Source organism: Photorhabdus laumondii subsp. laumondii (assembly GCF_003343245.1).
GTDB classification, from domain to species: Bacteria; Pseudomonadota; Gammaproteobacteria; order Enterobacterales; family Enterobacteriaceae; genus Photorhabdus; species Photorhabdus laumondii.
The window spans coordinates 2,720,278-2,744,694 of sequence record NZ_CP024901.1 but is presented as its reverse complement, the minus strand read 5'-3'; the positions used below and the strand labels follow the sequence as shown (position 1 = coordinate 2,744,694).

General features: G+C 47.2%; 6 protein-coding genes. All 6 read right to left on the bottom strand.

Annotation, left to right across the window (positions count from 1 at the left end; all coding sequences use genetic code 11):
- Window positions 1-344 precede the first annotated feature (344 nt).
- Entirely contained in the window at window positions 345-1,511 is a 1,167-nt protein-coding gene (locus PluTT01m_RS12035; protein ID WP_011146567.1) for a cupin domain-containing protein, read from the bottom strand.
- Between the two features lie 192 nt (window positions 1,512-1,703).
- On the bottom strand, window positions 1,704-4,601 hold the full coding sequence (locus tag PluTT01m_RS12030; RefSeq protein ID WP_109791973.1) for a salicylate synthase: 2,898 nt from the start codon (window positions 4,599-4,601) through the stop codon (window positions 1,704-1,706).
- A 35-nt stretch (window positions 4,602-4,636) separates the two neighbouring features.
- Window positions 4,637-5,413 carry a thioesterase II family protein gene (locus PluTT01m_RS12025; protein WP_011146565.1) on the bottom strand — a complete coding sequence of 259 codons (777 nt, stop codon included), beginning with the start codon at window positions 5,411-5,413 and terminating at the stop codon, window positions 4,637-4,639.
- A 26-nt stretch (window positions 5,414-5,439) separates the two neighbouring features.
- Window positions 5,440-6,537, bottom strand: coding sequence for a Gfo/Idh/MocA family oxidoreductase (locus tag PluTT01m_RS12020; RefSeq protein ID WP_011146564.1), 1,098 nt, complete (start codon window positions 6,535-6,537; stop codon window positions 5,440-5,442).
- Window positions 6,534-18,260: a hybrid non-ribosomal peptide synthetase/type I polyketide synthase gene (locus tag PluTT01m_RS12015; RefSeq protein WP_011146563.1), complete on the bottom strand. Its 11,727-nt coding sequence runs from the start codon at window positions 18,258-18,260 to the stop codon at window positions 6,534-6,536. Before PluTT01m_RS12015 ends, PluTT01m_RS12020 begins: the two co-directional genes overlap by 4 nt.
- A complete protein-coding gene (locus tag PluTT01m_RS12010; protein WP_011146562.1) occupies window positions 18,260-24,409 on the bottom strand; it encodes a non-ribosomal peptide synthetase in 6,150 nt (2,049 codons plus the stop codon). The genes PluTT01m_RS12015 and PluTT01m_RS12010 overlap by 1 nt, the downstream gene beginning before the upstream one ends.
- Window positions 24,410-24,417: the final 8 nt, after the last annotated feature.

The following is a 24,417-nucleotide window of genomic DNA, read 5'->3' as shown; positions in this document are numbered from 1 at the left end:
GATTTTTTTTCATTTAAATCATTAGGTTAATATTAGTTAAATAAATAATGAAATGAGTTAAATAAAAACAGAGGACACTAAAAATAAATTGAACCAATACGGACTTTAAGAATAGGATAATTTTATGTTAACAAAATATTTTTAATATAGTCATGGCGGGTTATGTAAATGTAAGATAATCATTGCGTATGGCAGGAAATAGGCAATTTTCGATCCTTGTTAATAAAAAACTCACCTAATAAATAATTTTCATTGAACGTTTTTTTACTAATAAAGCCCCGTGTAAACGAGGCTATTTTTGATATACAAGGTCATATAGATTCAATACACCACGGTGTAATATCTCAACTCCTACGGCGCGATATAACTAATTTATCCTTAGGACGGTCCACCCAATCGGAGGGATTATTGTTGAAGTTATCCGCAAGCAGATAAGACGGCGTTTTAGCTAACCAATCAGAAAGTGAAATATCTTGGTAGATACCGTTATCTAGCACAATCAGTACTTGAAGATCATCATTACCAATATTTTCGATATAGTGACCAAATCCCAGTGGCACATAACCAACGTCGGTCGGCCCATATTTTGCGGTTTGGGCGTGTCCGTGGGAACTAAACACGGTCATACGTCCTTTGCCTGAAATGTAGTATTGCCACTCGTTGGCATTAGGGTGCCAATGTAGTTCACGTATAGCGCCAGGTTTGATGGTCTCGATGAGGCCAGTGATCGTTGTAGAAATGGGGAATTCCTTCGATGATGCTCGATAAACACTCCCTGCGTCGTTCTCGAAGAAGGGTTTGTTCTTCAAGAGTTCATAACGGTGGGTGAGTGGGGCATCGTTTAATCCGCCGTCATCGGCGGGTAGGGGAAGTTTTGGCGGGATAGCGCCACCGACAATGTAAGCTTCACCCTGTTTGATTTTAGAAAAAACAGATGCTGGCATGTTGACACTTTTCTCAAGCACCTCTTTCGGCATATGCGTTATCCAATCAGTGATGCTAAAAGTGCCAAATTCTGAGAAGTGTCCGTTATCAAAAGTCAGAATAAAATGCGCACCATCTTCAAGCGCCTGAATGGAATGACCATGACCTTTGGGAAAATACCATACATCACCGGGACCAAAATCAGCTACTTCACTTCTGCCCTCCGGATCAATAATGGTAATACGTGCATGCCCTTCAAGCATATATGCCCATTCAGCGGCAACAGCATGCCAATGGAGTTCACGCACGCCACCCGGTTCAAGCATCATGTCAACACCCGCAATCCCTTCAGATATCGGGAATTGTTCCACCGTAGCTTCCCGTGCCCATCCATTTTCTAATACCCGTTTTTTACTATCGGTGAATTTATATTTATACAAACTTTTAGCATCTGTGGACGGTTTACTATTACCCGCGGCAGCCGTATTGTGCTGTTCATCAGCAACAGCCGTTTTAATCATACCGCCCATGCTAGCGGCCGCCGCGCCAATTGCGGATGCCTTCAAGATATCACGACGAGAGAACATATTTATTGCCTCCAATTAAAATGGGTACCAGCAAGAATAGTTGCAAGCTGATATCTATTTGTTTGATTTTTTTAAGTTACTGGTTGTCACGGAAGGAAAAATTAGAGGTGACTGATTAAGCATAGTAGAAAATTAGTCGTCTAGGGAAAACCAGAGACAACTCTGGTTTTCCCGGAAAAGTTATTACTTCATTTACTCTTTTTTACCAGAGCAAGGGCGAACGTATTTCATAATGCAGTCAAGTTTTTCACAAGTTTCCTGCCACTCTCTTTCTGGTTTTGAATCTCTGACCAATCCTGCGCCAGCCTGGAGCCAACAGCGACCTTGATGCTGATAGAGAGAACGTAATACCAGCGCAGCATCCAGTTTACCTGAGCTATCTAATAACATGACACAACCACTATAAAGCCGGCGTGGTTCACCTTCATAACGTGAAATTGCCTGTAAAGAGGTTTTTTTCGGTATCCCCGAAGCGGTTACAGCCGGGAATAGGGCGATGAACGCATCCCAACGATTTTTGTCTGTTTGTAGTAATCCTTTTACCCGTGATGCCAAATGTTGTACTGAACCTCGTTCACGAATCGCCATAAACTCTGATACACAAAGTGTGTCAGCCTGACAAATCGGTGCCAGTTCCTCTAATGCCAATTTAGCCGAAACAGCATGTTCAGAGATCTCCTTCGGGTCAGAAAGCAAATCTGCTCTCAATCGTTGATCCTGATCTTTGTCATGTGTCAATGCTCTGGTTCCAGCCAATGGTTGCGTGCTAACCCAACCTGAACCATCCGCTTCAACTACGGTTTCCGGGCTAAAACCATAAACAGAGAAATCTTCATCACGTAAGAAGAAAGAGCGGGCAGGTGTGTTAGCTTGGCGGCCTAACCAGTAGCTGTGTGGCATGTCAATATCCGAGCCAAGTTCAACTCGACGTGACAGGATCACTTTTTGATAGTGGCCCGAGGCAATGTCCTTAACCGCATTGGCGACGTTATCCTGATAACGTTTCGCCGCGTCTGATGTACTGATAATTTCCCTATCTTTTGTCCACGGGAAAACAGGTGTTCCTAATTGATCAACCTGGCTAATTTTTTCCCTCAATATGGTGAGTTGACTCTCTTCGAGCGTTCGTATCAGAACCTGTCCTGGAGTTATGCGTAATTCATGCTGTGGAATAGTGATTTTTATCAACGCTTCGTTCTGTTGTGCTAATGGCAACCCATATGTCATATGGGAGAATTCAAATAACGTTCTTCCATAGGCCCGCCAATCCTGAATGGGAAGGGCATTAAGCGCTTGTTCAAGTTTTTGGCTCAACGTGCTGATATCGTATGGATGGCGATTACCTTGTGAATCAATCAATTGTCCCGATGCATCCGCACTGATGGTCGCTGCACAGCCTATCCCCAGTGACCATTCACCTTTCACTTCATAGAGCATATAAGGTTGTGCTTCGCCTTCTGAAAGCAAATGTGTGATCAAATCTAACGGAGTGCTGGTAATAACAACTGTTTGTTCATGATATTGCTGCATTGGGCGGCCATGTTCTGCTTGTGCCATCTGTACCAAGCGGCGTTTATCAATTTTTCCCACGGTAGTAAGTGGCCAATATGGGACAAACAACCATTGGTCAGGAATTTTATGACGCTGAACCCCTTTCTGTTGTAGAAATGCCGCTATCTGCACCGGTTCTGGTTGATTGCCGTTGTTAGGTAAACAGGCGCAGGTTCGTTCACCCAGCAATTCATCAGGCACTGAAATGACAACGGCATCATCAATATCAGGGTGTTGCAGCAGCAAGGTCTCAACTTCTTGGGTTGAAATTTTCTCACCACTGCGGTTAATCTGCTCTTTAATTCTGCCCTCAACGATCAGGTTGCCATCTGAGGTCATACGAACCAGATCGCCAGTACGATAGAACCCATCGGTGGTGAAAGCTACGGTATTATGCTGCTCTGCACGGTAATATCCCGTAATAGTGTAAGGGCCACGTGTAATAAGCTCTCCTACCTCACCGGGTACTACAGGTTGTAAATTGGCATCAACAATTTTGATCTCATCTTCTTCTGATAACGGACGTCCTTGGGTATTAATGATGACCTCGTGGGGATCATCCAATCGGGTATAACAGAGTAATCCTTCCGCTGTACCAAACACCTGCTGCAAAGGCCCAAGGCGTGCTATTACTTGTCCCGCCAGTTCTGGTGTCAACCTGCCACCACCTACTTGCAAACAGCGCAGGGATGAAAGATCGCTTTGTTCCCAGTCGCGAGCCTGTTCCCAGAGCCGAGCCAGAGCCGGTACTAATGCTAAATGGGTCACTTTGTGTTGCTCGATTAGCGGCATGGCCTCATCAAAACTGGCGGTATCACTCAGAAGGACACTTCCACCCTGGGAAAGGATACCCAAAATACCGGGGCTGCCTAACGTGAAGTTATGTGCCACAGGCAGTACGGCCAAATAAACACTTTCCGTATTTACTGCGCACAAACGGGCGGAGAGCACAAAATCATAGGTATAAGCATCGTGAGTACGGGGAATGAGTTTCGGCGTACCGGTTGTTCCGCCCGAAAGCAGCAATACGGCAATATCACCATAACTTGGAGCGGGAATATTTACTGGTTTATCATCAATGGATGCCAATGCGGTAAATTCTTCCGCTTCTCCATCAACAATAATGTGTTTTAGATCGGGGCAAAATGCCGCAATTTCTCGTGCCATTTCGCGGTAGTCAAAATCATGGAAGCAATCAGGGATAATGTAAGCAACCGGACGTGCAATCTGGCAAAGAGCATGAACATCATGTGCCCGCTGTGTCGGCATTAATAACACCGGATGAGCACCGAGCCTAAACAGGGCAAAACAGGTAACGACAAAGGAGATACGGTTAGGCAGTTGTACCATAACGTTATCCCCACGACGGATCCCTCGACGAAATAATCCGCTGGCCAATCTCTCTGCGGATTGGTGCAATTCACGGTAAGTTAGTTGTTGTTCTTGATAGATCAGCGCTGTTTTATCGCCCCAAATACCAGACCATCCGGCAAGTTGTTGGTCCAGCGTTTTGCCATTCCAAAGGTAGTCTGGCGTCATAGTAAGTGTTTTCCCAGGAATAGAAAAAGGTGCCATTATGCGAACTCCTGTAAATAGACATATTGTATAAATTGTGTAATGTGACGAATAAAATTCTCAGGTTCTTGAGTAATATAAAAATGGTCGCCTACAATCTCCTTGTGGCGATATGAACGGTGTTGTTCTCCGTCTGCAAGCCATTGCTGCCACTGCTGAACTTCTATCGCAGAAGCCTCTTTATCTTCACTGCCATAAAGCAGCAATGTTGGTGTTTGCAGTTTTACCGCGTCAGTCTGAATAAACCGGTGATAATGTTCCGTAGCAAGAAAATCAGCCCGTAGCATCGGTAAGAACAGCGCAAGCAAGCCAGGATCTTCTCGCAAAATCGGGCTACAACCGCCGATATCAATCAATTGTTCAATAAATTCATGATCAGGTAATCCGCTAAGTTGGCGGCGGGATTGAAGATGAGGTGCATGGCACCCCGAAAGCACCAGTGCCTTGGGTGAACAATTTTGTTGCTCAAGGCGTTGGCAAGTTTCAAAAGCAACTTGGGCCCCCATACTGTGACCGACAAGTATCAGGTTCTCTCTCTGTGCGGGGGTGAATGACACCATCAGGTCAGAAAGTGATTGCGCCAATGGCACAATACTGGTGGCCGCCTTTTCTGTCATACGGCTGTCTCGTCCGGGGTAAATCACGAGTGAAACCGCTATATCTGAATTTTCTAGTGTGGACCAGTGGCGGAATGCACTGGTACTGCCCCCAGCAAAGGGGCAGATTAACAGCGTGTATTTGGGTTTGCCGTGAGTCGTCAAGCAAGGACGAATCATCGGGTGTGTAGGGAGTGCCCACGTCATCAACATTCTTCCTTAGTTAACATCAATTTTGCTGGCTCAATCCAAACAGGGGGCGATAAATCCTGAGTAACAGGCTCTCCCATAATGCGCAAAATTTGTTGCCATAAACCTGCTAGCCGCAGTTGGTAATCGTAAGCAAAAGCCGGTGGGCAAAGGGCACCGTTCAATACAGAACCTAAGGTATTGAGCAAAAATGCCACACCTTTAGCCCCATCACATTCAAATGCTGTCATCCAGTTTTTGGTTGCCGGACAAAGAATTTGTGATGTCGCTTGGTACAGATAGTTATCATCCGGCTGACTGGCATTCAGGTAGAGGCTTTGTTCGTTATTCAGATGATCAGGTGCATGAAGGACGGGTGTCCAGATAACCGGCCCGTAACTGGCTTCCTGCGTAAGATAACCGACAGGCCAGATCAGCGTCATTTTATGCATCACCAGATTGTGCATATCGGGATCTCTTGGGTCCAGATAGGATTGCACGTTTAATGTTACGGTTGTCCCTTCGAAGCTAAGTTCAAAGCAATGAAATGCACCGCTTCGCTGACCGACATAAACTATCTCCATCTGTTCCGGACAATGACATGCCTGTAACAACAGATCGAGCGCAGAAAATAGCAATTGGCGACTGGTTGTCAAATAACCACTTACCGGACGTTGCTGTGATAAGTGAGTGATTTGCCGCGCCGCATGTAACCAACTTCTTCCAGCATGACATTGGCTATAAAAGCTATTTACCCAAAACATTGCATCATGTTTGTTGGCGGTTAATTGATGTTTTTTGATAGCTTCGGCATCAAGGGGATGTTCCTGAATGACAGAAATTCCACGCGCCAAAAGTGCCTGAGTGAGCTGATCGCCTTTGCCGCCAATAACCTCCGCCCGTATTACCACGCAGGCAATATCAATATCATCTGGTAGTTCATCCAGTGAGCGGAATAGGGGCACATTAAAATCACAGGCAAGTTGCTGCGAACGAGCGCTACCCTGTGCCAAAATACCGGCTAATTCCAGACCAGACTGAGGTTGTAAGAACGCATTAAGATATAATTCGCCAAATTTCGAACCGACAATCAGAACCCGCCGTGGCTTTATCATATGTTCTCCTTAACAAGATTAGTGGTTGATACTGAATTCAAGATATCTTTCATACAGGTAACCAGTGAGCCAACATGTTGATGTTGGAACAAGGTGTAATGATCACCCGCAAGTTGTGTCACATGGACTGGCCCAAAAGCCTGCCAGCCAAGATCGATTGAGGCGATGGTGGTTGGATCGAGATAATCCATAAAATCAGGTAGTGCCTGTGCTGCCCGAATAAGCCAGAAAGGCTGTGAAGTCTGCGGTGGACAGTAATCAAGCAACGCATTTAAGTTATGGTGCCACACGTCATAAAGTGCGGTCAGCGAGCTATCAATCTGTGCAGATTGTGGCAAAGCAGCGTGCAACGTATTAAGGAAGGTCTCCGTATCGGCAGCGATAACATGATCATCCAGAGTGAGACCGGGGAATTGCCCCTGCAAATCGAGCAGGAAATGACGATGACAAAATGTTTCATTCAGCGTCAAATCGGCCCGCACATTTGGCGCAAAGCTATCAATTAGGATGCATTGAGAAATGCGTTCACCCATCGCTCGTAATTGATGAGCCATTTCATAAGCCACCAATCCACCGAAAGACCATCCTGCCAAAGCATAAGGCCCTTGTGGCTGGAAGGCGCGGATTTGACTGATATAGTCAGCCGCCAACGCCGCCACGGAAGGGGTATCTGGAGTTAAATTATCTGGCGAAAATGCCAACCCAATCATACGTTGGTCACCGAAACTGGCCGCTAAATGACGATACCCTAACAAATGCCCGCCAATAGGATGGACGATAAACAGGGCAGGTTGCTCAACGCTTCCCTTGTTCAATATCACCCCTTGGCAAAGGCTTTCTGGCTGATGTTCAATAAATTCAGCCAAAGAGTGTACGGTATCGTAAGTTTGTAGCAGACTGAGCGGATATTGACGGTTAAACGTCTGATTGATTTTCACCATTAACCGTACCGCCGCCAGAGAATCTCCACCTAGCGTAAAGAAACTTTCATGCACACCGATAGCTTGTTGTTCCAATACTGATTGCCAAAGGTTCAACACAGCTTGTGCTGTCACACTGAGAGCAACCGACGATGCAAGATTGACTTCCTGTGCTGCCACCTCAACCAAGGTAGCTAATGCGCGTCTGTCAATTTTGCCGTTGTCGGATACAGGGATCGCATCAAGAATGATAAATCGCTGTGGGCACATCCAAACAGGCAAGGTCTGTTGCAACCAATGAGGCAGAACCGGTAAAAGTTCTGTAGATAGCGGGGTTTCATCAGACAAACGCAAACCCGCGACAAGTTGCAATGCACCGGTTGACGTAGTATGTGCAAACGCTAATGCTTGTTGTATATCCGGGTGCTCGCATAAGCGGTGTTCGATCTCACCTAGCTCAATCCGGTAGCCCCGAATTTTAATCTGGTGATCATTGCGCCCCAGAAACTCAATATTACCGTCTGGCCGCCAGCGACCTAAGTCACCGGTGCGGTATAACCGTTCACCGGTTTGAGGATGGGTAATAAAGGCTTGGGCAGTTTTTTCCAAATCAGCCCAGTAGCCTAAAGCTAACCCTTGTCCACCAATATAGAGTTCCCCCGTTACCCAAACCGGGCAGGGCGAAAGCGTTGCATTGAGCACATAGAAAGTCTGATTAGCCAGTGGTTTTCCGTATGGAATGCTGCGCCAGTTTGGATCAACCTGAGCAATAGGATAGGCAATAGACCAAATTGATGCTTCGGTTGCACCGCCCAAACTGAGAAGATTCAACGCAGGGTGAAGAGCAGATAATCTTTCCGGTAAACTGGTCGGTATCCAATCACCACTCATCAATACCCAACGCAGGCTATTCAGGGAATGTGGGTAATCTCTGGCGTATTCCTCAAGCAGTTGTACAAATGCTGGAACAGAGTTCCAAACTGTGACGGATTCTTGTTGTAACCACGTCAATAACTTGTCGGGGTGTCGGCTGTCACCGGGAGAAGGAATCACCAGTTTTGCTCCACAACTTAAAGTACCAAACAGATCATAAACTGAAAGATCGAATGTCAATTCTGATATCGCCAGTACGCTATCGTGTTCATTGAGAGCAATGCGTTGGTTAATATCAAGAATGGTATTAACCGCACCTTGATGATCTATCATCACGCCTTTCGGTTTGCCGGTAGAACCTGATGTGAAAATCACATAAGCCAAATCCTCAGGATGGGCAGACAAGCGTTGTCCACCGGTATTTTTCGGCAAGCGGTTAAGTAATAGTTCATCCAGCGAGATAACCTGTACACTATCAGGCCAACTCATTTGTTGAGCAAACTTAGGTTGAGTTAATACAGTATCAACTTCCCCTGATGCCAATAGCTGATGGATGCGCTGTTGCGGGTAGCTGGCATCAATAGGCAAATAAGCCCGTCCCGCCAATAAAATCGCCATAACCGCAACAATCTGTTCCCAACCTTTTTCCATCACCACGCCAATTAGTGACGAATGCTGATGTTCTTGTGTTTGTAGATGAGCAGCCAGCGCCAGACTTTGTGACCACAAAGTGCGGTAATCGATTTGACGATAAGCATCAACAACCGCGATACGTTGTGGGTAGCGATTTACTGCCTGTTCAATTAACGAACAAAGCGTATGGGAAGGAAAGACACGCGTTGTTGCATTACTGTTTTGGCACAAAATTCGATCATTTACCGGGAGCCACTCTGGCAGTGGTGCGCTCCATTGATAATCGGGTTCAAGCAGGGCGGCGACGCTAGCCTGATAATGAGCAAACATATTTTCTGCAACTTGTGGCTGGAACAGTTGCGGCAAAATTGCCCATTGAATGATAACGCCACCCTCTGAGCCAGAAATCAGCATACAGTCGAGATAAACATGCGGTGTTTGCGCACCAAAGAGATTCAGCGTTCCCAGCCCTGATGGCCCCCGACCCGCAGTGCCGGTTGTATCGTTGAACACGATTGGCATACCGGCGTTTAGATTGTGACGGTGCTGATTTTTCTCTCTGAGTACCAGTTGTCCATCAAATAGAGCATGTTGCAGATCTGCTAACCACTGTTTCTGTATCTGACTTACCGCATCACTGAATCCAGTGATATGGCGTAAATCCACTTCCAACAATGATGTAGTGGACAGATTTCCGACCAACGTATCGCAATGTTGCGGCATTAACAGTCGGTTGCCATGCAGAACATTGATGGTGAAATGCTCGCTGTTGCTCCATACCGCCAGAATATGGGTGAATAATGTCAGCATAACCTGTGATGGTGAAGCTCGGTATTCTGCTGCGCGTTGTTGCAAACGCTGCCATTGTTGCGGACTAATATATCCCGTCAGACATTGTTGATTAAGTTCTTGTGACTGATGATCTTTTAGTGGCAACTCTGGAGCATCAGGCAGATAGGGTAAACGATTAAGCCAGTATTGTCGGCTTTGCTGCCAAGCTTCCCCTGTTTTCTCATCTTCCAGTGCTTGAATATAGTCACTAATAGTTGCTGCCGGTGGTTCTGGCTGCCAGTTAGGTTCCTGATATCCGCGTTGCAAATCGCGTAGGATTAATGTCAAACTTTTACCATCAGCAACCAGTAGATCGATAGTCAAATGTAATAAGTGCGTCCGGTCATCAGTACGATATAGCGTCAAATCAAACAGCGGCCAGTTATCGCTAGGAACACCTTTAGTGCGCAGGATATCGCGGGCATCCGCGAGTTTTGTCTCGCGTTGAGCAGGCATCATGTTACGACAGTCAATTACCGTCGGGGTATAGCAAGGCACTTCCGGCAGAATATGATATTGCCCATCCTTCACATAACCACGTAATTGCGCATGATGACTCACCACACGGTTCCAGGCAGTAATGAAGCGAGGCAGATCAAGATCGTTGATAGCCAGTTCAGCGTAGAAATGCGCGATACCGTTACCAAACTGAAACAGTTGGCTTTCGCCTAACCAATAAGCATATTGCAACGCAGTCAGTGGCAGCGTTTGCTCCGATGCTGGCTTGGTCTCAATTGGAACAGCCTGTGTAGCGAGTGTTGTTTCAACTGTTTCAATTGTCCGCAAAGTACGGCAAAACTCACTCAACTTCGGATGTTCAAAAAGCTGTTGCAGATTTGCCTGTTCGTAACCTTGACGACGCAATTGCACCACCATCCGGGTAGCAATTAAGCTGTCACCGCCACTTTGGAAAAAGTCACTGTGGCGCTGTATTGGCTGAGGAAGCAGTGAACACCAGAGCGTGATTACCTGCTGTTCTATATCATGGAGCTGGTCATCTTCTGTTTCCGGTTGTACTGCTTCTGGAGTTGATCGTTGTGCCACGCTCTCTTTAGCAGCCACGATCAGCGGTAATTGTTCTTGCTGTTGAACATGCAATGAGTAAGGCAAAGTAGAAAATTGTGCCGCTATTTCACTGACATTGAGCCGTGCTTGCCGTTCAGCCCGCGCCAGAATCAGTTGTTGATGCAGTTCTGGCCCATCTTGCCCCGGCCATTCCAATGAAACCCGATAACCGGATTTCTCCAGGCACTGACGCCAGTCCGCAAGATCCATCAATGCACTATCGCCGCGATCATCACTCCAGGCATTAATACCTTCAATAAATCCGACACTAGCAAGTTGCATAGCGCTTTCGCGTTTCGTTGATTCAATAATCAGTAACCATCCACCGGTTTTCAGTAACCGTGACAGGCGCTGTAGGGTGTTTTGCAGATGAGTTGCATCATGCAACACATTAACCGCCATAATCAGGTCATAACCGGATGCAGGATGTTGGCTAAAATCAATACGCTGATTAATATCGAACAGCGCAAATTTTACGGTTTCGCCATAGTGATTAAGCAACTGGCGGGCATCATCCAGAAATAGCGGCGAAACATCGGTAAAGTGATAGCGTTCAATCGATTGTGCATTGTGTTCAAGCACCTTCGCTGAGGTTGCACCGGTTCCTGCACCGACTTCCAGAACAGTGAAATGCTCAGATACCTGACTCAATTGCCGGACAATTTCAGCGGCCGTTTGGTTCAGGCATCGTAACGCGGGATTCTCACTATAGAGGCTGGCAGTGATCTGTTTATCGGCAAACAGTAGTTCCAACGCATTACTTCGTCCGGCAAGCAGGGCATCATGTTGCTCGATACATGTCGCGATATAACGGCTAATCGTTTGACACCACACAGCATTGTCCAGTTTTGCCGTAGGAGCAGGAACACGATTAAGCGGTTGCAAACAACGGTATCCATCAGCAGTTTTTTCAATCAATCCTTGGTTGTTTAATAACGTCAGCCATTGGGTAAGAAGACGCTGATACTGTGGCGCAAGTTGTAAATGTTGTTCAATCTCTGTGCGAGAGTGGCATTGCTGAGGATAAGTGAACAGATTATGGCGCAGTAATGTCTGACTCAGGCCAAATAACGCTTGCTGCTCAATGTGCTGCCAAGAGCGCTCAAATGCCTGTTGTTCAGTTAACTCAGGCAGCGGTAACTTATCGGTGTTTATCGCTAATGGTTCTGGCAGCGATAATGACAAATTGTCCTCTGCCACCAGCCAGAAGTTATAACCTTGCGTGTCATCCTGACGTGGCTGAATTTCTGCCAACCGTATTTCAGGTTTGGCACGCAAATATTGTTCAGCTTGATGCAATTCAGGTTGTTGCGGCCAGAAGTCATAACGGGTATGACCGGAAGGGGGGATATGAAGATCATACTGTTCTATGCAGTCAGGCTGGCAGCAAATTTGCACTAACAGCGCATTATAAGCGGCAAACAGTGCCTCAATAACCCCCGGTGCTAATACATCATCCATGCAGTACCAGTTAAACAGTAGATCGCCATCTACTTCCATGACTTGATGATCCAGCCAGACTTGCGGGGTTTGACTCAGAACAAAAACCGGGTCTCCCAGTAACTGAGTGATCGATTGTTTGATGGCGACGCCTTCTTGCGCCATTCCTAACATGCTGGTGAAAACCACCGGCGTCAGCGGTTGTCTGCTTTGAGTTTCACCATTTTGTTGGCGGCCAAGTTCTCGCAATACCTCAACACCATTGACATAGTTATGGCTCAGCCGTTGCCATAGCAAAGCTTGTGTTTTCTCCATGCTGGCACGCAGGGAAGTTGCCTTACGTAAATCAAAATCCATCAACATGACTGAGGTAAAATCACCAATCAGATCTTGAACCTCTGGATGGAAAGGTTGCCGGTTAAAGAATGTCAGGTTGAGAGTAAACAGCGGATGACGGCTATACCATTCCAGAGTATGAGCAAACAGCGTCAGCAGACCGGCGGAAGGCGTCACACCCCATTGTTGCCAGCGTTGTTTAAGCATTTGCCAATCAGATTGTGCTAATCGACCTTCATAAGTGGTGAATTGTGGCTGACGACGCTGAGGCAATTGTGGATTCAGCGGCAATCTTGGTGCCGGAGGCAACGAAGGTAATTGGTGCTGCCAATATGCCCATGATGCCTGCCACTCTTTACTTGCCCGTTGAGCTTGTTCCGCCATCACATAGTCACGGAAAGTAAACACCTGCGGGATCAGTGGCTTCTGGTGGTAAGCGCGTTGCAAGTCGTCCATCATGATTCGGAAACTCTGTACGTCAAACTGCAACAGATCCAGATTCATATGTAAGCGACAACGTGCATTCGGTAACAGAGAAACAGAAACTTCAAACAGTGGCCACTGTTCTGCCGGCGGGACCTGGTAAGAAAGCGTATGACGACGCTGAACCAGTGCCTGTTGGCAAGCTGTTTCATCCAGCATACGCAAATCATCTTGTGATAAAGCATACCAAGGGGTTTCAGGCAGAATTCTTTGTTGCCCGTCTTCATCCACGACCATGCGCAACATGCCATGACGCTGAATTAAAGCATTCCATGCCTTCTCAAAACGCGGAATATCAAAACGATCTAGTGTCAGATCCCATTCAAATAGGACGTGACACGCAACACCGCCAAAATCAATGGCCTGAGTACGACCAATCCAGTAAGCGTGCTGAATGGGCGTCAACGGGAATGGAGCATGACGTTGGGCACTGTCAATAATGATCTCAGGCTGAGAGCCGGTTATTTGTTGTTCAGGTAACGCGTCGCCAATAAGCCGATTAAGCCCCTCTAAATTCATATTCTGATAAGCCAATTCGGCAGTGAGTCTGAAACCAAATTGCTGGTGGATCACTGCATTTAGCTCCAGAAACAACAAGGAATCCAAACCAAATTGCAGTAAGTCCTGTTGCGATTCCAAACGTTCAGGCTGTTCTAACCGCAGCAATGCAGCGACACGTTGACGCAACCAATTAAGCCGTTCTTCACTGTCCTGATACAACGTGTTATCGACAGAGTGTGAAGGTGCCGGGGGTGCCACTGGGTGGTTATGGTCAGTATCAGCCTGTAAACGCCGCGAAATATCAGGGTGATGCTCATCCAACCGTATCGCCAGATAACAAGGAGATGCACTGCGCAGAGATTGATTAAAATGCCAGATACCTTCATTGACGCTGAACGGTAACATGCCATCTTGTGCCAATTTTTCCACTAATCGCCGCTCGCGGGCCATACCAACGCCACCCCAAACACCCCAAACCAATGCTTTTACTATCAACGGATTCGGGGCTGTCAGCGCCAAAGATTCCAGGTAAGCATTGGCAACGGCATAAGCACCTTGTCCTTGAGCGCCTAACATTGATGCGGCAGAAGAATGAAGCAACAGATAGTGTGCATTATGTTGCTTAAGAGCAGTTTGCAACGCCGATGCACTCAGGGCTTTTACCGATAACATCTGTGACAGACATTGAGGTTCAAGTTCTGCCAACCGGGTATGATCAGCGATACCCGCCGCATGAATTGCCCCGGCGATACCATCCTCTTGTGCCAGCATCTGTACTGCATTTAACAAAGCTGGCGTATCAGTAACATCAACTTTAATCCAGCGTATCTCACATTCAGTATTCAGTGATGACTCTTGAACAAAAGTGCCCCAATCCGCATGTTGACGACGGGCAAATACTGCAATTCTACGTGCACCTTGAGCCAACAGCCAACGGACGGAAATCTGACCAATCCCTCCCATTCCCCCGGTCACGATATGCCAACCCTGATGGGGAATCGACATCGGCTGTTGAGAAAGCCGTAAGGATTGACGTTGTAAAACCGGCACCGAGGCTTGATTGCCACGAACTCTCAGCCAACGGTTATGTTCACTCAAATAGCCAAGCGCTAATGACAAAGCGTCAGCATCGTTGATATCAGCAATATCAATCGCTTGAATACGACGATGGGGATATTCTTCAACTGCGACACGTAACAATGCCCAGACAGCATATTGAGCTGGATTGATATTCTCTGGTGATAAGGTGGTTTCCGGTTGAGCGCCACAGGTGACAACGGTTAATGGTATTTCTTCATCACGTTTTAGTTCGGTAATAACCTGATCGCATAATTCAAGTACATCACTGCCGGTAAGCAGTAATAAGATATTTCCGCTTTCTGGCTGTAAATCAATACCCGCCTGACGCCAATGATTAACTATCTCGTCATTCACCGTTGAAGAACGGAGAGTATATGCCGTTGAAGATCTTGGGTTATCTGTGTTTATTGTACGCCAGTGTAGGGCATAGTGGGTGTTGGGACACGGTTGTGGTGCGGGAAGCCATGAGTTGGTCGCAGCTTGGGTTGATACAAACTGACGCGGCAGATCACAACGATCGCTTAACAGGGCAAATAGACGCTCACCCGCATAAATCAAAGCCGGAAAAGCGGTGAATAAACGTGACTCTAATAATCTGCGTTTGGCATATGGCAGGGGACGATCAGGGCAATACATTTTACTTGCTGTTGGCCCAGAAACTTCCCGGTAATAACCTTGCTGGACGCAATAGGTTAGCAATTGTTCCAACAAAGGGCACCAACGAGGTTGCAGACGACCAGCCCGAATAGTGTCGATAGCACTGAAACCTTGTTCAGTATCACGCCCATGACATTGATATACCAATGCATCGGTATACAACTCACGTAGTGTTGCAGCATCAGGGTTTTGCTCAATGGCAGGATCGAGCAGAGCATTTACATCAAGTCCAGCATTGATATTGGTTGTGGGCTGCACAGATTTGGTTGCAGGGAAGCGATAATGCTGCTCATCAAATGGATAGAGAGGAGCATGACATTTTTCCCCAGTAAGCGAGAAAAGATGCGGCCAGTCAAGATGCACACCAGCACAGTAAAGTTGCATGAGAGCCGTTTGCTGAGCTGTCTCTGGAGAGTTTTGACGCTGTATGCCAGCAATCCAAGATTCCTGTGGCAGACTGACCCGTCGCCCGATGCCAGTTAATTGTGCATCAGCCCCCATCTCCATAAATAATGCCACCCCTTGCTGGCGGGCAAACTCAACAGCCGGGTAATAGCGTACGGTCTGACGCATATGATTACGCCAGTAGTCCGGTGAACCTAATTGTGCCGCCGTTGCAATATTGGCGGTCAGGGTAGAAATCAGCGGAATTTCCCCCAATGCAGGTTGCAACTGGCTACAACGCAGAGAAAATGCCTCCAGTACACCATCAAGCATGGCTGAATGTGCTGCACAGGCAACGTTTAGACGTTGGCAACGAATCTGCTGTTGTTCCAAGCGTTGTGCCAAGGTCGCAATTTCCGTCTCTGTACCGGCCCAAACCCAGTGTTGTGGGCCATTGCAAACCGCCAAATCTAATACCAGCGAATGAACGAACGGAAGTACTTCTTCCTCATTGGCAAAAACCGCCAGCATTGCGCCCCCTTGGGAGCAGTTTTGCATCAGTTTGCCTCGTACCGCCACGAGCGGCATCACCTGTTCAGGTGTGAAAATCCCGGCAACAACGGCAGCGGCAAATTCTCCAACCGAGTGCCCCAATACATAATCAGGCTTTAATCCAAGTGCCTGCCAATGTGCCGCCAGTGCAATTTGATGCGCCACAATTGCCGGTTGTGCGTATTCGGTGGTGGCTAATGCAGCATCATGCTCTCCGAACATGACTGCTTTTAATGGCAATGCCAACTCTGATGCACAGGCTGTACAGCAACGATCCAACATAGCGGAAAAAACAGGAGAGCTGGCATACATTGCTTTCCCCATGCCAGACCATTGACAACCCTGACCGCTAAATTGCCAAAGTTGTTTACTTTCGCTATTGATTTGCCCACTGAAAACATTTTGTGTTGGTTTCTTGTTGGCAAAAGCGGATAAATTTTCAGCACTCTGTGGCGTTAGCGCCAATGCTAAACGCCAGGGTAATGAAAAATCACGTCCCTGTAATGCGGTCCAAGCCAGATCTGCATGATGCTCTGGTGCACCATTGAGTGCAGCCGCATAACGTTGGGCCAATTGACGTAATGAAAATTCAGAAGCAGCAGAGAGCAATAAAGGCGAAGTCTGCGCATGATGGACACGGTGACGACGTAATTCTTCCGGCAATGATTGCACGACGACATGACAGTTAGTACCACCAATCCCAAACGAAGAGACGCCTGCGGTACGTAATGCTTGTGTCCAGCGTTGCCCTTGTGTTGCCAGCCTGAATGGACTTTGTTCCAACCGTAAAGCCGGGTTGGGTTGCTGAACATTGATCGTCGGTGGAATATAGCCATGCCAAACAGACAAAACCGCTTTAATCAAGCTAGCAATGCCGGCAGCCGTATCAAGATGGCCCATATTGCTTTTCACTGAGCCAAGATAGCAAGGCGGTAACGCCACACTACGATCAGAAAATATGCTGCGTAGCGCGTCAACTTCTATCGGATCGCCAAGAGGCGTTCCCGTACCATGTGCTTCAATCATGCCAACATCATCAATGCTGACATCAGCCAGTTGGAGTGCTTCGATAATAACGTTGCGTTGACCGTTGACCGAAGGGGCGGTAAAGCCAACTTTCTCATTGCCATCATTATTAATTGCACTGCCACGTAGCACAGCCATGATGGGATCGCCATCGCGCAGAGCATCACTTAGGCGTTTTAGCGTGACAACACCAACGCCATTGCCACCATAGGTGCCATTTGCCTGGCTATCAAAAGGGCGGCAATGCCCATCAGGGGAGAAAATCATTCCCGGCTGATACAAGTAACCACTTTCTTGCGGGAAAGAAACTGCCACACCACCAGCCAACGCCATGTCGCACTCACCGGCACGCAGGTTTTCACAAGCCATATGCACAGCAACCAGTGAACTTGAACACGCTGTTTGTACCGTCAGTGCCGGGCCTTTTAGGTTTAATTTATAAGCGGTACGTGTCGCAAGATAATCTTTATCGTTACTGATTAACGCTTGAAGCCCTTTAACTTTGCCAACATCGGTCATGGAAAATTGTGACCATGAAGGCCAAGTACTGACCCGGCTGCTACCAAAAACACCGGTTTTCAACGGGACATGACGTGGCGCATAACCGGCATGTTCAAGAGCATGCCAAGCGGTCTGGAGAAAAAGACGCTGTTGAGGATCGAGCATCTCCGCTTCCTGCCGTGAATAACCAAACAGCGAGGCGTCAAATTGTTCCGCTTTCTCTAATATCGCTGCCCGATTGACAAAATTTTCACTCTCAATGACTTCAAGAGGAATACCTGCATCTAATAATGTTTGACGGGAGAGTGGAACAGTACACTCAGCTCCGTGTTGCAGGTTATGCCAGAAAGTATCGCTATCTGGTGCCTGCGGAAAGCGGCAGGCAAGGCCAATCACTGCGACAGGATCGCAATTATCGTAATGAGACGTTAAATCAGTCATTATGCAGCTCCTTTATGACGTTTTTCCCGTTGTTGCAGACGCTTCTGTTGTTGACGCTGACGAGGGGTAATCGACTGGCGATTTCCGTCGTGGGAATCCTTCCGGCAGCGCAAACTGAGCGTCTCTGGTGTTGGATAAGCAAATAAATCGGTCACGGCAAGATGATAAAAACCCGCATGTTGTAGTTTGCTGTGCAATTGAATTAGCTGTAGCGAGCTGGCTCCTGCCTCAAAAAAGTTTTGTTGTGCGTTAATAGGATGATTTGTTATGGACAAGAACAGACGTTGAATTTTACTGCATATTTGAGGGTCATATCCCTCTGAACGCAATGATGGCGCAATGGCAACAGCAGTATTTTCAACCATCACGGATTGCTGGCGTGGCATCAATTGTTCCAGTGCTGCATGCCAACTTTCTGGCTGAGCCGCAAGGGCACGCAATAGCGTCATGTAGCTATTGAACATGTTTTGCAACTGATGTGGTTCAAACAATTCTTCGACAGCATCCCAATTTAGACAAAGTTCATTATCAGATTCATAAACCTGGTGATCCAACCAGATTTGTGGCGTTTGGGAAATACCCCAAACGGGTTTCATCCACGATGAATGCGAAAGGAATTGCCCTTGGTGTGTTCCCAATGCACTGGTGAAAACGACCGGCATAATGGCCGCATCGGCGCTACGGCTCTGTACCAATTCACGCATCACTCTAATTGCTGAAATGTGACGGTGATCTAGATCCTGCCATAACTGTTGTTGCAATCTACGGGCACTTGATAACCAATTTTTCTCCGGGTGCCAGGCCAGTAATGACAGAGAAGTGAAATCACCCAAAATGTGATTGATATCTTCATGCCAGTGTGGGCGATCGAACAGAGTAAGGTTGAGCGTTAACTCCGGTTTAGTACTGAACGCAGAAAGAACCGCTGCATAAGCCGCAATTAATAGCGCGGAAGGCGTTATTTGATAAGGAGCTGCATGTTGTTTCAACTGGCTCCATTCATATGCAGATAGCCGATCGCTATAGCGCACAAAACGTGGCGATTGAACCTTTTCCGGGGCAATACGCAGTGGCAATTGTGGTGCCAGTGGTAATGTTTTCACTTGCTCCTGCCAATATTGCAGCGAACGCTGATGTGCTGGTGCCTGTTGCTGGCGTAGTACACAATCCCGGAATGTGACTTTCAATGGTGGCAATTCATGCTGCTCGTCGAGATAAAGCTGTTCTAACTCGGCCAGCAATATCTGCATGCTCAACCCGTCTAATAGCAGATTATCCAAGCTGACAAATAGCCGGGAGACAATCCCATCATCTTGCGCAAGCTGAAAATCGAACACTGGCCAGCTACTGGCATCTAATACTTGATGCGAAAGCTGTTCGCGTAATGTATCTGCCTGCGTAATATTGGTGAATTGATGTTGTTTGACGGAGAACAGCGGGACATTTTCTAATGCCTGTTGCTGCCCATTGACAACCACGGTTCTGAGCATGGGATGACGCTGAATCAGACGATTTAACACCCGATTTAAACGTTGAACATCTAACTGCTCTATCTGGTATTCAATAAAGAAATGCGCGCCAACACCACTTAAAGCGAAACCCGGATGGCGTCCGACCAAATAAGCCTGCTGAACTTCCGTGAGTGGGAAAGGCTGGTACTCATTTTGCTCTTTCGGCAGAGCGCACTCTGTTGATGAAGTTTCAGCCAGAGGAACCAGTGTAGCCGCAAATGCTGCCAATTGTGGGTTACGGAAAAGATGGCCCAGCTCACCTTTAAAGCCTTGTTGTGTCAGTTCACCAACCAAACGCGTAGCCAGAAGACTATCACCGCCAAGTTGGAAAAAGTCACTGTCACAGCCCAGTTGTTCTGTATTGAGCAAGCGTTGCCAAATGCCGGCAACGGTTTGTTCCACCGCATTCAACAAGGCCATTTCATTCTGGCGCGGTGCTGTCTCTGTTTTTATCGCAGACTGTAGTTCTTGCGATAGCGCCTTACGATCAATTTTGCCGTTAGGTGTCAATGGCAGACGAGGAATAATATGCAAGCGCTGTGGGATCATATATCCCGGCAGATGTTGTGCCAGCACAGACTTAATTTTTTCCCGATCAGGAATAGTTACGCTGTCACTTGTTTGCATCAATAACACACTAAGGTTACCGATGGTAATTGGCGTTTCAGCCTGTAGTGGTAGTAGTGGTAATAGTTGTGGCAATAACAATAACCACTGTGACGCAGAACGTAATTGAATACCTTGAGGTGAAAGCAATTCAGTCGTAATCAGGGAAAGAGACGATGCCTGTTGCAACTCCATTGCCAATATCAACGCGCCGGGTTGAGCAAATGGTACCAATTCCTTGAGACAACGTGCAGGATCTTCTTCCCGGTGTAATACATTATTCAGCAGAATAATATCAGCCTGATGTTGCAGCGATTCAGGAACTTGTTTAGACCAACCTTGCACTTTAGACCAATATTGTACTGATGCATGAGCATAACCGCTTAACCGTGTTTGCGCCTGATTGACCAGTGCCTGAGAACGTTCAAAGCCGAGATAACAGAGATGCTGATCAGTAATATGCTCTGCTAACCACTGCGCACAGCGACCGCTGCGAGCATCAAACTCCATCAAAGTCACGGGGCGTTGTAATCTCTGAGAGAGGATGGTGATGACTTGTTGCAACCCGGTCAGCCACTGCTGGGTTTCTGGCAACACAAACAATTGTTGTTCCGGTGCGAATTGCGGATCGTCAAGTAATGCAACCGCCGTCTGTTGCCCGGTAAGAACATCGCGTAACACAGTGTGCCAACGTTCCGGGATACCTATCGCCTGATCATTGGATGTAGCGGGTAACCATCCGGCCTGATATATATACGGTGTAGATTCAACCAGTACCTTACATTGGCAAAGATATGCCAACATACGGGCAAACCAGTCATGATACTCCGCTTGGGGCTGATAGTGTTTCAAGCAATCTGTCAGTGACTGCGGTGAAGTAAAGGTAATACCGTGACGAGATAGATGTTCCAGCAGGAACATGGCAACTTGAGGTTCACTGCTATCTGCGGTTATTGCATGCATTGCGGGGAACAGCTCACGATAGCCAGCGGATAACTGCGGTGCACGATTGATCCGTTGGCATAAAGAATCACCTTCTAATTCAAGGAACGCCACTAGCGACTTCTCTTTTTCGCCACTGGCGAGTGCCACTCCTTTACTAATCCCAGTGACTTGATTAAGGGCCGCATCAATTTCCCCCAACTCAATTCGGTAACCACCAATTTTTACCTGACTATCACGACGTCCCAGAAATTCAAGCCAACCTTCAGGATGGTAACAACCCAGATCACCGGTGCGGTACCAGCGTTCCCCTTGATCGACAACAAATTGAGCGGAAGTACGTTCTTCATCATTAAAGTAGCCTAATGCGACACCGGAGCCACCAATCCAAAGCTCACCGACAACCCAATCAGGGCAATCACGACCATCTTCACCCACGACACGGTAGCGCTGGTTAGCTAAAGGATAGCCATACGGAATGGAGCGCCACTGTGCTTCAACTGCTTTGACGATATATTCGTTTGACCAAATAGCCGCTTCTGTAGCACCGCCCATTGCACTCAAAACACCATCAGGATTGAAGGCGCGGTAACGTTCAGGCAGTGACAAACCGATCCAGTCCCCGGACAACATCACAGTACGAAGTGCTTTCGGCGCATCGACCTCCATGCCTTCGCAATAGGTCAGTAACATATCGAACAGTGCGGGCACACTATTCCACAACGTCACATGATGACGCGCGATCAGCATTTCCCAAGTTGATGGGTCACGACGCTGTGCTTCATTAATTAATACCAGCGCACCTCCCGCGGTGAGAATACCGAAAATGTCATAAACGGAGAGGTCGAAATGTAGAGCAGAGAGTGCCAATAACCGGTCGCTACTTTGGACCTGATGACGGCGATTGATATCCAAACAGGTATTGAGTGCGCTCTGGTGGCTGATAACGACGCCTTTTGGTATACCGGTTGAACCAGAGGTATAGATGATATAAGCCGGATCAGTAACCGCACGCTTAACCATGTTTGCCAAAGGCGGCCATTGCTCATCCTGATGCCAAGAAACACAATGCACATCTTGTGACCAGTCATCACCTTGTTTTTCAAGATCAATGTGTTGTTCAGGATCAATGATAACGACGCGAATCCCAGCACTTTCGCAGATAGCACGACGTCGGTTTACTGGCTGATCAACAGGAACCGGTACATAAACGCCGCCGATATAAAGTATCGCCAATACCGCAACAATTTGTCCGACACTTTTTTCCATGCTAATGGCAACCCGATCTCCCGGTATAACCGACATTTTTTGCAACACGGTTGCTAACCGGCGAGCGGCCAAACTTAATTCACCATAACTGATTTCCTTATTATTAGTCACCAAAGCAACAATATTTGGTGTGCGTTCTGCCTGCAAAAACACCCCTTCATGCAGAAGAGCATCCGGCAAAGGTTCAGTTGTGTTATTGATCTGATACCGCAGTTGGTATTGCGATTTAGGCATCAGATCCGGTAATTCTTTACTCCACTGTGTAGCGTTTTCCGTTAAATTTCCAATGAACCCCTGATAGGCAGTAAATAAGGTATCCATTAACCCGTCAGGAAAGAGTTCATCGTTACTATCCCACTGAATATTCAGCGTGTTTTCATGTTCAAATGCAACGAAATCCAGCCATACCTGAGGGGTTTGTGATATTCCCCAACTTGGTTTTCCCAGAACATCACGGGTATTTTCACCATATAAAGGTCGACCTAAATTGCTGGTAAACACAATTGGCGCACCATGTGGATGACTACCGCGTTTTTTAAGTTCACGTAAAACTTCTACACCAGACCAATGGCGGTGTTCGTAAGCTTCAGCAAATGTTGCTTGCGCGTCTTGAGCCAGTTGGCAGAACGGCAAGTTATCAGCGGGAATATCTAACAGCAAAATATTAGTAAAGTCGGCCAACAGGTTGTCAACTTCCGTGTGCAATGGCGCTCTGTCAAACAACGTCAGGTTAAACAACAGACGGGGAGCATGATTCCAGCGACATAATAAACCGGCAAATGCGGTTGCCAATGCCATCGTTGGCGTAACACCATTTTGTTGAGCAAGTTGTTTAAAACGTTGCCAATATTCAGGAGCCAAACGGAAGCATCTGCGCTGAATGCGGACGTTTTTTATTAGGGAAGGTTCCTTAGCCAGAGGGAGTTGAGGGGCAGGGGGAAGGGTATCTAACCGGTTACGCCAGAATATCTCTGCTTCTTGTCGAGCCTGCGCAAATTGCGCCTGATATTGCACCAAATAGCGGCAAAAATCGTAGTCAGAAGGAATAACCGGCAGGTTGCGTTTAACAATTAATGCCGCCAGTTCAGTAAAGAACAGGCTAAAACTGGCGGCATCCATGATCAGCAAATCAATATTAGCGTGCAACCGGTGCTGATTCTCTCCAAACAGACTTAGCTGAATATCGAACGTTTCCCCTTGTTCAACCTGTAATACCCGATGGCTTAGTTGTTCACGTATATTATTCAGCGCTTGTCGCTGTTCTTCTGCTGTAAAGCTGCGCAGGTCATGAACCGTTAATTTTTTCCAATAAGCATCGGCCATCCCTTGCTGGCGACCATCGGGCAAAAACCGCACTCGTAACATCGGATGTCGCTGAATCAACTTATGAATTGCCGCTTCCAGTGGTTCAGGCTCCAACCCGATACCGTCAAATTCTTGATATAAATGGCAACCGACTCCTCCCAATGTCTGTTCTGGCGAACGCCCAACAAAATACGCATGTTGTACCGCAGTCAACGGGAACGGACGAGCATCCGCAATCAATGGCTGCGCCACATCAGGCTTAAGTGCTGTATGAGTAACAGGCGCATGACGTTGCAGAAGCTGGCTCCAGGCATACAGTGTGGGTTTTTGATACAGTTCACGAAGGGTGACGCGATATCCCTGACGCCTCAACTGGTTTAACAATGCCATCATTTGCATTGAGTCCAGCCCTTTGCGAATTAAATCATCGTTATCATCCACCAGTGTATTTTTTTGAGTAAACAGGCCAGATATGATCTGACGCAGTGAATCTGGAGAGACAAAATCCTTGTGCATGAAGATAT

Bases quoted from the DNA above. Each gene is read 5' to 3' on its own strand.
- PluTT01m_RS12025 (WP_011146565.1), bottom strand. From the start codon at position 5,413: ATGATTCGTCCTTGCTTGACGACTCACGGCAAACCCAAATACACGCTG.
- PluTT01m_RS12015 (WP_011146563.1), bottom strand. From the start codon at position 18,260: ATGACTGATTTAACGTCTCATTACGATAATTGCGATCCTGTCGCAGTG.
- PluTT01m_RS12035 (WP_011146567.1), bottom strand. From the start codon at position 1,511: ATGTTCTCTCGTCGTGATATCTTGAAGGCATCCGCAATTGGCGCGGCG.
- PluTT01m_RS12010 (WP_011146562.1), bottom strand. From the start codon at position 24,409: ATGCACAAGGATTTTGTCTCTCCAGATTCACTGCGTCAGATCATATCT.
- PluTT01m_RS12020 (WP_011146564.1), bottom strand. From the start codon at position 6,537: ATGATAAAGCCACGGCGGGTTCTGATTGTCGGTTCGAAATTTGGCGAA.
- PluTT01m_RS12030 (WP_109791973.1), bottom strand. From the start codon at position 4,601: ATGACGCCAGACTACCTTTGGAATGGCAAAACGCTGGACCAACAACTT.